This is a genomic window from Microcoleus sp. K4-B3 (genome assembly GCF_036704615.1).
Lineage (GTDB): Bacteria > Cyanobacteriota > Cyanobacteriia > Cyanobacteriales > Microcoleaceae > Microcoleus.
Genome location: NZ_JAUBSF010000076.1, coordinates 1 through 12,801 on the forward strand (window position 1 = coordinate 1; position 12,801 = coordinate 12,801).

Here is a 12,801-nt window from a genome sequence, read left to right on the forward strand (position 1 = left end):
TTGACCTCTCTTTGGCTACTAAATTGCAAAATGCATTTCTACTAACTGTAGCACTATTTTATGAAATTGGTATAAGAGAGTTTGTAATAGCTGTTTTGCAGGGACACGGTAAGGCAGTGTCTTTGTTGTATACAGTGGGGAAAATTAGAGGTACAAGATTATGACACTCATAGTTGTACAGAAACACAGGAAGTTACAAAAGTCGATCGCACTTACTGGTTGTGCGATCGTCCTAGCATCATGTGGAAATAGACCTTCCGATTTAATTTCCAATTCGCAACCGGGAAACAATAGACCTTCCGCGTTAGTCTCTGAACCGCAACCGAAAAAAACTGGACCAACATTTGCTGATTGGTGTCGCAAAAAAAGTTCTTTGATCCCTGAAGCTAAACATACTGTTGAGGTGCTGTTGCAGAAAGCTGAGACTACTGAGTGCGATGCGGCTAATCAAAAACTTTCGAGTTTCACGTCTCTGTCCCTCTACAAGAATCAAATCAGCGACATCAAACCGCTAGAATCCTTGACTAACCTGACTGATCTCTCCCTCACCGACAATAAAATCAGCGACATCAAACCGCTAGAATCCTTGACTAACCTGACTCGGATCGAGATCCAAAAAAATCAAATCAGTGACATCAAACCGCTAGAATCCTTGACTAACCTGAGTTCGCTCAGCCTCACCGACAATAAAATCAGCGACATCAAACCGCTAGAATCCTTGACTAACCTGGGTTCGCTCGGTCTCAACAACAATAGACTCAGCGACATCAAACCGCTAGAATCCTTGACTAACCTGATTTCGCTCAGCCTTGAGGACAATAAAATCAGCGACATCAAACCGCTAGAATCCTTGACTAAACTGGCTTGGCTCGATCTCCGCAACAATAAAATCAGTGACATCAAACCGCTAGAATCCTTGACTAACCTGATTGATCTCGGTCTCGAAAAAAATCAAATCAGCGACATCAAACCGCTAGAATCCTTGACTAACCTAACTCAGCTCGATATCCAAAAAAATCAAATCAGCGACATCAAACCGCTAGAATCCTTGACTAACCTGATTTCGCTCAACCTCAAAGACAGTAAAATCAGTGACATCAAACCACTAGAATCCTTGACTAACCTGGATGATATCTACCTCAACAATAATAGACTCAGCGACATCAAACCCTTACAATCCTTGACTAACCTGAGTTGGCTCTACCTCAACAACAATAAAATCAGTGACATCAAACCGCTACAATCCTTGACTAACCTGAGATATCTCTTCCTCAACGACAATCAAATCAGCGACATCAAACCGCTACAATCCTTGACTAACCTCAGAGATATCTTCCTCAACGACAATCAAATCAGCGACATCAAACCGCTACAATCCTTGACTAACCTCACACTTCTCTCCCTCAACGACAATCAAATCAGCGACATCAAACCGCTACAATCCTTGACTAACCTGAATTGGCTCGCTCTCGGCAACAATCAAATCAGCGACATCAAACCGCTACAATCCTTGACTAACCTGAATTGGCTCGCTCTCTTCAACAATCAAATCAGCGACATCAAACCGCTCGAATCTTTGACTAACCTGACTGGGATATCCCTCGAAAAAAATCAAATCAGCGACATCAAACCGCTAGAATCTTTGACTAAACTGACTGAAATCAGGCTCAGCGGAAATCCGATCGCTCCCAAAACTTGCCCTCTCAAACCAGAGTCTATCTGTAAGTGGCAACCACAAACTCAACCATAAAACTTTACAGTGACACCCGATCGCACTTAAATATTTGAGTTACGAAGGATAAATTTGCTATTCATCAGAAAAACCCGATCGCCCTTATTGACTAAAAGCGATCGCACACCAACATCCTCCTACAAATCAGCAGCGTGCTGCTTCAATTCATCCAAAGAAACGTATTCCACAGTCAAGGCGTGAGTCGCGGCCAAAACCACAGGCGGCGCAACTCCCGCATCCATTGCTTCCTTCCACCTAGACGCACACAAGCACCAGCAATCCCCAGGCTTCAAACCGGGAAAGTTAAATTCGGGAACCGGAGTGCTCAAATCATTTCCATTCGACTTGGTGAAGTGCAAAAACTCTTCTGTCAGTTGAGCACAAACGGTGTGAGCCCCAAAGTCGCCACCACCTGTATTGCATTTGCCGTCCCGATAATACCCGGTCATGGGCGACGTGCAGCAAGTCTCTAACTTTCCGCCCAGCACATTTGTAGCTTCCGTCACCATCGCAACTCCTCCGTAAAACTCTTCGATCTAATTTTACACAAATCGTTGTTTATATATTTTTTTCCATCGCAAAGTTGATGAATTTTTGTCCTCTCCGTTCTACTTCTTGTTTTCTAATCACAATAAATCCCTGGGGTTCAAAAAAAGGTCGAGCTGTAATACTGGCTTCGGTAAATAACTTTTTAATTCCTAATTCTTTGGCTTTTGACTCAATTTGTTTTAAAATTAGCCTGCCAACTCCTTGTCTTTGAAAATCTTGATGACAGTAAAAGCGATCGATATGGCCGCTTGCTTCTAATTCCCCAAAACCTGCAATTTTCTCACCCTCTTCTGCTACAAAAGTAAATTTACTGCTTAAACTTTTAGTCCAACTTTCGATATCGATATCTGCTGGTGCCCAAGCATCTACTTGTGCTTTTGTGTAATCGCGGATGTTTACTTCGTGTACGGTGTCGTAAAACAGTTTTACAATTTGTTGGGTATCACCGATTTCGTAGGTTCGTACTCTCATAAATTATCTCACTTCGATCGCGTCTTTAATATTAATTTGGGGTTTTTCACCCCTTCAGAACGCTGATGGATGTTGGCTTCTACCATTTTGTCTCATTTCTTGCAGGGCGATCGACCAAAATTTCTCGCCCACCCCTTGACAAACCTTATTACTCTATGTTAATGAAGCAGAAGCAAATCTAACTGTAATTAACAGTACATCAATCCAGCAGCTTAACGAATAAGGCTTGAAACTTATGACAGAAATAGGACCCGATCCAAACCGACCTTATCCAATGGTCGATCGGCGGCGGGTATGCTTCATCAAAAACTTTATTAAATCTCCCAACATTATCGTCGGCGATTACTCATATTACGACGATCCAATAGAGCCCGAAAATTTTGAAAAAAATGTACTTTATAACTACGGAAACGACCGATTAATTATTGGCAAATTTTGCGCGATCGCCACCAACGTCAAATTCATTATGAACGGTGCAAATCATAAACTAGACGGCATTTCAACTTATCCTTTTCCCATCTTTGGGAATGGTTGGGAAACAGCCATAAATTTATTAATGGAACTGCCAACTAAAGGCGATACCGTAATTGGCAATGATGTTTGGCTCGGCTATGAATCCTTGATTATGCCAGGAGTCAAAGTCGGCGACGGTGCCGTTATTGCCGCAAAATCCGTTGTAGTAAAAGACATTCCCGCTTACACCGTTGTCGGTGGAAACCCCGCACATCCAATCAAACAGCGTTTTAGCGATGGTGAAGTTGCCAAACTATTAGAAATTCGGTGGTGGGATTGGAAAATTGACAAAATTACGCGCCATGTAAATGTGATTATGAACAGCGATATTCAAGCACTCAGCAATGCTGAATGAATTTGCCCGATGATGTCAAAGTTTTAACTTTAGCAGAATTGGCAGAAATTGAAAAAGCTGATGGGGGAAATGGCACGCCGATCTGCTTTATTATCGGCTTCGGAACAATCATCGCATTTATTGTCGGTCTGATTATTGTTTACAAAAATTGTTTGTAGTAAAGACTTTAGTCCTTATTGACTATCAGCCACAGAGAAGACAGAAGTCTTCACTACAAACTTACTTAGCTGGGCCCACACCCTCGATCGCAGCCTCAAGGGCGATCGATACATGAGTCCAATGAGTCCCCCCCTGACAAAAAGCCACGTAAGGCTCCCGCAGAGGCCCGTCAGCCGAAAACTCCGACGTACTCCCATCAATAAAAGTACCCCCAGCCATCACCAACTGACTTTCATATCCGTGCATCGGAGCTGGGATAGGGTCTAAATAAGAACCCACGGGAGAATTTTGTTGAACAGCCTTACAAAAAGCCACTAACTTATCAGCAGAACCGAATTCGATCGCCTGAATCACATCTCGTCTTCTAGCCAAAGGCATAGGATTCACTCGATAACCCAACTTATAAAAAACATAAGCCGTTAAATGATTTCCCTTCATCGCCTCCCCCACAAAACCGGGAGCCATAAATAAACCCTGAAACAGCAGCCGATTCAAATCAAAAGTTGCGCCGCCGCTGCTGCCGATTCCCGGCGCTGTCAAGCGACAAGTTGCGGCCTCCACCAGATCCGCCCTGCCGGCGACGTAACCTCCAGCAGGGACGATCGTACCCCCGGGATTTTTGATTAAAGAACCAGCCATCAGATCCGCACCTACAGCAGTAGGTTCGCAATCATCAACAAACTCCCCGTAACAATTATCAACAAAGCAAATTGTGTTAGGATTCTGATGTTTGACTATGGCGACGATTTTTTCAATCTCAGAAATAGACAAACTCGACCGCCAAGAATAGCCGCAAGAGCGCTGGATAAAAACCAGGCGAGTTTTTTCTGAAATAGTAGAGCTCAACGCCTGCCAATCCACACTTCCTTCGCGAGTTAGAGGCAACTCACGGTAACTAATACCAAACTCAACAAGTGAACCTTGACCTTGCCCCCGCAAGCCGATCACTTCTTCTAAAGTATCGTAGGGAGAACCAGCCACTGCCAACATTTCGTCACCAGGACGCAGGATGCCAAAAAGAGCACAGGCGATCGCGTGAGTACCCGAAACAAACTGTACCCGGACAGCCGCCGCCTCTGCCCCTACTACTTCGGCAAATACCCCGTCCAAAGTCTCCCGACCCAAATCGTCGTGGCCGTAACCCGTAACCCCTGCAAAATGGTGGACTCCAACCCGGTGGCTGCGAAAAGCTTTTAAGACTCGTTGAAGATTTTGCTTGACTGTCGCGTCAATACCAGAAAAAATCTGAAAGAGTGCCTGTTCTGCTTCCTGTAGCCGTGAAACGCTATTCATCTATACCTCGCTCACCCTTTGCGTGCGCGCTGTTCATTATGGCGTAGATGCGGCCCCTAGTTTGTAAACATAATATATTCATGACGATTGCAACTTCCAAAAAAACTTCTCCTGATTGGCCTGTCATCGGCTTTATGGCCTTTCTGCACATCGGTGCTTTATTTGCTTTGCTGCCGGGTAATTTTAGCTGGTCTGCGGTCGGGCTAGCAGTATTCCTGCATTGGGTAACAGGTGGTTTAGGAATTACTCTCGGATTTCACCGCCTCGTCACCCACCGCAGTTTTCAAACACCTAAATGGCTAGAGTATTTTCTAGTTATTTGCGGTACTCTTTCCTGTGAAGGTGGCCCGATCGACTGGGTGGGAATGCACCGGTTACACCACATACATTCCGACACCGGAACAGATCCACACGATTCCAATCAAGGCTTCTGGTGGAGCCACATGGGCTGGATGCTCTCGGATCTCCCGATCAGAGTGGAAATCCCCCGCTTTACTAAAGACATCGGCGACGACCCAGTATACAAGTTTCTCCAAGCATATTTTATCCCCATCCAAGTAGTCTTCGGTGTGTTGCTTTATTTATTAGGCGGCTGGTCTTTCGTGGTTTGGGGCGTGTTTATGCGGATCGTGGTGGTGTTCCACTGCACTTGGCTGGTTAACAGCGCTACCCACAAATTCGGCTACCGCACCTACGAGTCGGGCGATCGCTCGACCAACTGTTGGTGGGTTGCTCTCCTCACCTACGGCGAAGGCTGGCACAACAACCACCACGCCTTTCAATACTCGGCTCGCCACGGCCTGCAATGGTGGGAAATCGACTTCACCTGGATGACAATTCAATTGCTGCAATCGCTGGGTTTGGCAACCAAAGTGAAATTAGCAGAAAAATAGCGATCGGCAATTAGTCATTGGTTGTCGGTCATCAGTTCTGGACTAATGGCTCGTGACCAATGCCTAATCCTGTTTTTGCGATCGGTATAGGTTGGGTTGAAGTAAGCTCGAATCCTCTGGTGCGATCGACCCAACCAAAACCAGAATCAGTTATAATATAGTTGGGAACAAAAAATTTTGTTTGGCAGCCAAATTTTTTATTTTCAAAATACAACCGTAAATCTTTTTCAATCCTAATCCCAAATCTATCATTGATTCTTTATTAGTTTGGGCAAGTGTGCAGCAAAAAAGTTCACTGCTCAATCCAAACTATTATGCGTGAATCCCGGTCGGCATCTCATCAGAAATCAAAAAAAGAATGACAATAGCAACGCAAGAAAAACTCCAATACAATTGGAAGCACGTTATTAGTTTAGCAGGACTTCATATCGGCGCTTTGTTCGCCCTGCTACCAAGTAACTTCAATTGGACAGCAGTTGGTTTAACAGTATTCATGCACTGGATAACCGGCGGTTTGGGAATAACTCTCGGATGGCATCGTATGCTTACCCACCGCAGTTTTCAGACACCAAAATTCGTAGAATATTTTCTAGCATTTTGCGGAGCCCTTGCCTGTCAAGGAGGAATAATTGATTGGGTTGGGCTGCACCGATTGCACCACACCCACTCTGACCAAAATGCGATCGACCCTCACAATGCCCAAAAGGGTTTTTGGTGGAGTCACATCGGCTGGATGCTATATAAAGGTCCAGCTCACGCTGAAATTTCCCGCTGCACAAAAGACATTTCGAGCGATCCATTTTACCAATTTTTGCAAAATTACTTTCTCCCGATGCAAATCGTCTTTGGCGTCTTGCTTTACTTAGCAGCAGGCTGGCCGTTTGTAGTGTGGGTAATTTTTGTACGCTTAGTTTTGGTGTATCACTGCACCTGGTTTGTTAACAGCGCCACTCACAAATTTGGCTACCGCACCTACGAAACAAACGATAGTTCTACTAACTGTTGGTGGGTGGCTGTCCTGACTTACGGTGAAGGCTGGCACAACAACCACCATGCTTATCAATACTCTGCACGTCACGGGATGGAATGGTGGGAAATTGACTTCACTTGGATGACAATTCAAGTTTTGGAAGCACTAGGTTTGGCTACTAAGGTGAAATTACCCGCCAAGTAGCAGCATGGGGCATGGGGCATTGGGCATTGGGGATGGGGCATTGGTAACAACTCACCAATAACCAACTGTCAACTGCCCACTGTCAACTGCCCACTGCCCACTGCCCACTGCCTAATGAGTCCGTTTTTGCTCGCCCCGGCCGCGCAAATATTCCGCTAAAAACGCCAATCCTCCCGAACCTACTATCAACAGCACGCTGAGAGCATTAATATCAGGTTTTACTCCAGTCCGAATCCGGCTAAAAATTTCCATCGGCAGAGTTGTAGTCCCGCTACCTGCGGTAAAACTCGCAATCAAAAAATCGTCCATGCTGAGGACAAAAGACAGCAGACAACCCGAAACAATTCCGGGTATTAATTGAGGGAGCAAAACCTGAATAAAAGCTTCAACAGGCGTTGCACCCAAATCCAAGGCAGCCTCTTCTAAATACGGGTTTAAATCTGCCAATCTAGTAGAAACAGCTAGAGCGATGTAAGCCAGACAAAACACAACGTGAGCGGCGACAATTGTCCACAAACTCAGAGGAATAGCCAGCGCCGCTAAAAATACCAGAGTAGCAACTGCGGTCGCAATATCTGGAATAATAATCGGCAAGTAGGAAACTCCCTGATATAAACTCTTGCCAGGAAAGCGGTAGCGGGCTAAACCAACGGCCATCAAAGTGCCGAGTACAGCCGAGATTGCAACTGCACAAACAGCCACTGTTAAACTGTTTCTCAGGGCAATTAAAATCCGCGTATCGCTAAATAATTTAACGTACCAATCTAAAGTAAATCCTTCCCAGCCGGCGCTAAACCGCGATCTGTTAAAGCTGTAAAAGGTGAGTACGAAGATGGGCAGGTACATATAAAAAAACATCACAACGGCAAATATCACCTGCCAAGAAATCTTAAATTTAGGTTTTAAGTACATATCGGCTTGTATTTCCTCCTGTGGGTTGTCGGGGGTATTTTCCATTTCTAGGTAATCGCTAATTGGTAATTGGTAATTAGTAATTGGTTATTGGAACAGTCAACAGTCAACAGTCAACAGTCAACATTCAACATTCAACTAACTTAGATTGCATTACGATCGCCATATTTGAGCAAAAGGGCAATTCCGATACTCACTACAAAGATTAATACCATACTCAGAGCCGAACCCAGCCCCCAATTTTGAGTTGCCCCCAAAAACTGATTGTAAATCAAACGAGCCGCCGTCATGCTCGAAGCTCCACCGAGCAACTCCGGATCGACAAAATCGCCCAAACAGCTAATAAATACTAGCAAAGAACCCGCAGCAATTCCCGGCATCGTCTGAGGTACTGTCACTTTCCAGAAAGTTTCCACTGGATTCGCGCCCAAATCCTGAGATGCTTCTAGCAACCTGCGATCTAACTTTTCCAAAGAAGCGTAGAGAATTGTCACAATATAAGGCAAATAACTGTAAGCCATGCCGATTAAAACTGCCGAACTTTGATTGAGCAATTCCAGAGGAGGAATGCCTACAAGTGCCAGCAGCGAGTTGAGAACCCCCGTAGGACGCAGAATTGTAATCCAAGCATACGATCGCAACAGCGAAGAAGTCCACAGCGGCAACACAAAGCCTAACAAAGTTAAATTCCGCCACTTTTTCGAGACATTGAGGGCTATCCAGTAAGCGACGGGAAATCCCAGCAGCAAACACAGAATAGTAGTCCCCGTTGCGAAAAAAAGCGATCGACCCATCACCTGTAAATTCAGCGGCTCAAACACTCGCAGGTAGTTGGCGATTCCCGAAGGATTCACCAAATCTCCCGGCTTAATATTCGGCACCAAACTAAGCTGAAAAATCACCAGAGTTGGTATGACTAATAATAAAAGCAGCAACAAGCCAGAAGGGCCGAGCAATGCCAGCGGGCCTGTCCACGCCGACCACGGGGAAACAGTTTCAGCCTTCAAGGCAGAATTGGGAGGAATAGGAGGGGGAGTTCTAGTTGAAACAGCCATAAATCAATTTTTTTGAGTTTTTAACCGCTGATGAACGCGGATTAAGGCGGATATAATACGGATAGAGTGGGCGATCGGCTGTAGGGGGGCGGGTTTATGTAAATATTGGGTAAGAATCAGAAATTGTGTGTAAAACCCGCCCTAGGTTTGATGATTAGCCGCTGGTTAATTGAGTCCAATAGCGATCGTACACGTCTATAAATTTTCCTACCGGCGCAACACCTTCGCAATTTTTCAAAGTTGCCTCAGAAGGGAAAAGAATTTCATTTTCGCGGACTTCCGGCGTCAGCAAACTAAAAGCATCTTCCGAAGGAGTTGAGAAACTGAGCCGTTCTACTAAAGAAGCAGCGACATCCGCTTGCAGCATAAAGTTAATCCACTTATAAGCTGCTTCGGGATTGGGAGCACCTTTAGGAATTACTAAAGTGTCAGTCCACAGAGAAGAACCGCTTTTTGGCACAACATAGCGCAATTTGTCATTATCTGGAATTACCTCATTAGCATCAGAAGAATAACACATAGCTACCTTCAAATCCCCCGTCAGCATTTGCGGCCGCCAAGCATCAGTGGTAAAAGATGCGATCGCCGGTTTTAACTCCACCAACTTTTGGTAAGCTTGTTTCACTTGCTCTGGGTTCGTAGAATTGAGAGAATAGCCTAACATCCGCAACGCAGCGCCCATCACTTCTCTAACATCATTTGCCAGGGTCATTCGCCTTGCTAACTCCTGTTTGTGCTGCCACAAATACTCCCAATCTTCAGGAGCTTCTTTGAGCTGTTCGCTGTTGTAAATCAAGCCTGTGGTTCCCCAACTCAAAGGGACGCTGTAGCGGTTTCCTGGGTCATAGACAGGGTTTTGGAACTGTTTTTTTAGTCGATCGAGTCCGCCCAAAATCGAGTGGTCTAATGGGGTCAACAGCCCCAGTTCCGTCATCTGAATCACCATGTAGTCAGACGGGTAAATGATGCTGTAGGCCCGGCCACCGCCAGCTTGAACTCTAGCCAGCATCGCCTCATTGGAGTCAAATACGTCTGCAACCACGCGAATGCCGGTTTTTTCGGCAAAGCGATCGAGCAAAGCGTTATCGGTATAGCCTGCCCAAGTATAGATGAAAAGTTGGTCGGCAGAACCTTTGACGGGAGGAGCAGATTGTACGTCTGCAAGTCGCCAGCCGCAACTAGAAACAGCTAACCCAGAAATTGTCGCCGCCGAATTTTTTAGGAACTGACGGCGTGTAGAATGAGCCGGAAAAATCCTGGAAATTGGTAAGTTAGTCGGAGGCACAGTTCGATTTTAGATTTTAGATTTTAGATTTTAGATTGGGGAATTGGGGATTGGGAAATTCGATTTTAGATTTTAGATTTTAGATTGGGGAATTGGGGAATTAGGGATTGGGAAATTCGATTAAATCCGTGAAATCCCGTACACTGCTCGTTGCCGAACTTCCCTGCAACATCCATCCGTTAAATCGGTTAAATCCCGTAGACTACTCGTTGCCGAACTTCCCGACCTCCGTGACATCCGTTAAATCTCGCGTGTTCGTTGCCGAACTTCTTTCGTAATTATGCTCTATCGGTCAAAGCGAGACAATCAGTAGTTCCCCAGTAAGCATAAATCGGCGTGTGCGGATCTGGGAAAGAGCCGCCAGTATTTGGCTGGCGCACGGTAATTTTATCGCCCGACGCCAACTCAACCACGTAATGAACGTGCGTGCCCATGTACATAGTATTTTTGAGCCGCCCTTCAAAACAGTTGACCGACACTTCCGGCTGGTAGAGATTCAAATATACTTTTTCCGGCCGAACGCTGACCACAACAGAGTCGCCTGTGACACCACTCCACATATCCGACTGCTGAACGATTATTTTCAGATTGGCTGATGTGCGAACTGTGATAGTCGATCGGTCGATCGATTCTACCGTACCCGCAAACAAATTCGTATCGCCAATAAAATCCGCCACAAAAGCCGTCTGCGGGCACTCATAAATTTCTTCAGGAGAGCCAATTTGCTCAATCCTCCCCTCGTGCATCACCGCAATCCGGTCAGACAGACTCATCGCCTCTTCTTGGTCGTGAGTCACCATCACAAAAGTCAAACCCAGTTCTTGATGCAAATTCGACAATTCCAACTGCATCTGCTTGCGCAACTTCAAATCCAGAGCACCCAGAGGTTCGTCCAGCAGCAGTACCGCCGGTCGATTTACCAGAGCTCTCGCCAAAGCCACCCGCTGCTGCTGGCCGCCCGACATTTGACCGGGAAACCTGTTGGCGAAAGATTCCATTTTCACCAATGCCAAAACTTCCCGTACCCGTTCTTCAATTTCCGCTTTCCCCAGCTTTTTTATCCGCAATCCAAAAGCGATATTGTCCCAGACATTCATGTGTCCGAACAAAGCATAGCTTTGAAACACAGTATTTACCGGACGGCGGTAAGCTGGAGTGTTGGTCATCGACTGGCCGCGAATCATTAATTCGCCCGCCGAGGGAGTCTCGAACCCAGCGATTAACCGCAGCGTCGTAGTCTTGCCGCAGCCGCTAGGCCCGAGAATGCTAAAAAATTCTCCTTGGCGAATGCTGAGGTCTACTCCGCGGACTGCGGTTTCGCCGTTAAATACCTTAAAGACCTTGCGGAGTTCAACGTCAAGCGCTGTATCCGTTGTTGTCGTACCTTTGTTGAGTGCTGTCTGAAACATATTCGCCCTTTCCTGGGGGTAATGCACGCCACTTAAATACAGTTTAAGTTTAGACTTTTCTGTATTTTAGGTGAGGAATGTTGGATGTAACAGGTTTTGGGATTTGTTCTTTAAATTCTATCCCAGAGCGCACCATTGTCAGCAACAGGCAAGATGCCTGTGAAGCGAGAAAATTCACTCTTTGTGGAACAGGCATCTTGCCTCTTCATAAAAGGCTTATTGAGAATGGTGCAACATCTCAGATCGACCGGCCATCTATTTATTCTCAGGACTTGGGGTGGGAGATGGTTTTTGCGGTTTGTCTGTTTTGGGTACTTCTGCTTTTTTCCACTCTGACAAAGGTCGCTGGACGGCATTTTTAAAGTCAAAAGGCACTAGCAGCACGGGCAAATTTTGGGCGGAATTTTGAGGGGGCGCTTCCGGCGGATTGGCTTGAGCGTACAAGAAGCGGCCGCTAAAGTCTGTTTTGCCTAAAACTAGGCGGTGAGTTTCCTGGTTGTCCAGTTTTACTGTGACTGTAGCTTGGGGTTGGTCGAGACCGAATTCTGGCAGTTGAGCAGCACTAATATTAATCGTGCGATCGCTCTTTCCTGTTGCGAGCCTGTCTAGCAAAAAATCCACCGATGCCTGACTTGCGTGTGCTTGCACTGGCAATTTCATTTCCCAGCTAGACTTGCCTCCTTTTGTAGCATAAACTCGCTCAAAAGTCAAGATTTTTTCGGGAGTTTTGACTGTAAAGAATTGTACGCGATCGGACTTGAAAGCAAAAATTTTCTGTTTTTCTTCCTTCGCGGCTTCCTGTTTCGGAGACACTTGCATCTCGAACAAAGCAACCAACCCAGTCATGCTCAACGCGACGGCTATCAATACTAATGTATTTTTCTGCAATTTCATAATAACTGAGAATTGGGCATTGGGCATTAGGCATTGGGCATTGGGGAGTCTGTTATTAATAACAACAGTCAACAGTCAACTGTTAACAGTCAACAGTCAACTGTTAA

The 12,801-nt window shown here is 45.7% G+C and carries 13 protein-coding genes; 5 read left to right on the forward strand and 8 right to left on the reverse strand.

The genetic code is table 11. The features are described 5' to 3' along the window. The first annotated feature begins 160 nt into the window (after positions 1-160). Positions 161-1,750 (forward strand): leucine-rich repeat domain-containing protein, encoded by a 1,590-nt coding sequence (locus QUA78_RS24680; protein WP_333305632.1) that lies wholly within the window; start codon positions 161-163, stop codon positions 1,748-1,750. Between the two features lie 119 nt (positions 1,751-1,869). Here QUA78_RS24680 and QUA78_RS24685 read toward each other — a convergent pair whose 3' ends face one another. Together QUA78_RS24685 and QUA78_RS24690 are read right to left on the reverse strand one after the other, a co-directional pair. After that, a complete protein-coding gene (locus tag QUA78_RS24685; protein ID WP_333305630.1) occupies positions 1,870-2,241 on the reverse strand; it encodes a DUF2237 domain-containing protein in 372 nt (123 codons plus the stop codon). A gap of 49 nt (positions 2,242-2,290) precedes the next feature. Continuing rightward, on the reverse strand, positions 2,291-2,752 hold the full coding sequence (locus QUA78_RS24690; RefSeq protein ID WP_333305629.1) for a GNAT family N-acetyltransferase: 462 nt from the start codon (positions 2,750-2,752) through the stop codon (positions 2,291-2,293). 235 nt (positions 2,753-2,987) lie between these two features. Here QUA78_RS24690 and QUA78_RS24695 point away from each other — a divergent pair, with 235 nt between their 5' ends. Beyond that, positions 2,988-3,620: a CatB-related O-acetyltransferase gene (locus tag QUA78_RS24695; RefSeq protein ID WP_333305627.1), complete on the forward strand. Its 633-nt coding sequence runs from the start codon at positions 2,988-2,990 to the stop codon at positions 3,618-3,620. Continuing rightward, positions 3,617-3,778 carry a hypothetical protein gene (locus tag QUA78_RS24700; protein WP_333305625.1) on the forward strand — a complete coding sequence of 54 codons (162 nt, stop codon included), beginning with the start codon at positions 3,617-3,619 and terminating at the stop codon, positions 3,776-3,778. The genes QUA78_RS24695 and QUA78_RS24700 overlap by 4 nt, the downstream gene beginning before the upstream one ends. A 61-nt stretch (positions 3,779-3,839) precedes the next feature. Here QUA78_RS24700 and QUA78_RS24705 read toward each other — a convergent pair whose 3' ends face one another. After that, positions 3,840-5,072 (reverse strand): methionine gamma-lyase family protein, encoded by a 1,233-nt coding sequence (locus QUA78_RS24705; protein WP_172187911.1) that lies wholly within the window; start codon positions 5,070-5,072, stop codon positions 3,840-3,842. An 80-nt stretch (positions 5,073-5,152) separates the two neighbouring features. On the opposite strand from QUA78_RS24705, the gene QUA78_RS24710 reads away from it, so the two are divergent. Both QUA78_RS24710 and QUA78_RS24715 read left to right on the forward strand, forming a co-directional pair. After that, positions 5,153-5,965, forward strand: a complete 813-nt coding sequence (locus QUA78_RS24710) for an acyl-CoA desaturase (protein ID WP_172187909.1) — start codon at positions 5,153-5,155, stop codon at positions 5,963-5,965. Positions 5,966-6,323: 358 nt separating this feature from the next. Continuing rightward, positions 6,324-7,139: a fatty acid desaturase gene (locus tag QUA78_RS24715; protein ID WP_333305623.1), complete on the forward strand. Its 816-nt coding sequence runs from the start codon at positions 6,324-6,326 to the stop codon at positions 7,137-7,139. 111 nt (positions 7,140-7,250) lie between these two features. Here QUA78_RS24715 and QUA78_RS24720 read toward each other — a convergent pair whose 3' ends face one another. The 5 genes from QUA78_RS24720 to QUA78_RS24740 all read right to left on the reverse strand — a co-directional run bounded on the left by QUA78_RS24720 (position 7,251) and on the right by QUA78_RS24740 (position 12,721). Continuing rightward, positions 7,251-8,096: an ABC transporter permease gene (locus tag QUA78_RS24720; RefSeq protein WP_333305621.1), complete on the reverse strand. Its 846-nt coding sequence runs from the start codon at positions 8,094-8,096 to the stop codon at positions 7,251-7,253. 98 nt (positions 8,097-8,194) lie between these two features. Then, the gene (locus tag QUA78_RS24725; protein WP_333305620.1) at positions 8,195-9,106 is read right to left on the reverse strand and encodes an ABC transporter permease; all 912 of its coding nucleotides are present in this window, start codon (positions 9,104-9,106) and stop codon (positions 8,195-8,197) included. 154 nt (positions 9,107-9,260) lie between these two features. Beyond that, positions 9,261-10,391: a spermidine/putrescine ABC transporter substrate-binding protein gene (locus QUA78_RS24730; protein ID WP_333305619.1), complete on the reverse strand. Its 1,131-nt coding sequence runs from the start codon at positions 10,389-10,391 to the stop codon at positions 9,261-9,263. Between the two features lie 278 nt (positions 10,392-10,669). Further along, the gene (locus tag QUA78_RS24735; RefSeq protein WP_333399073.1) at positions 10,670-11,800 is read right to left on the reverse strand and encodes an ABC transporter ATP-binding protein; all 1,131 of its coding nucleotides are present in this window, start codon (positions 11,798-11,800) and stop codon (positions 10,670-10,672) included. Positions 11,801-12,055: 255 nt separating this feature from the next. Continuing rightward, a complete protein-coding gene (locus QUA78_RS24740; protein WP_333399074.1) occupies positions 12,056-12,721 on the reverse strand; it encodes a DUF4340 domain-containing protein in 666 nt (221 codons plus the stop codon). Positions 12,722-12,801 lie beyond the last annotated feature (80 nt).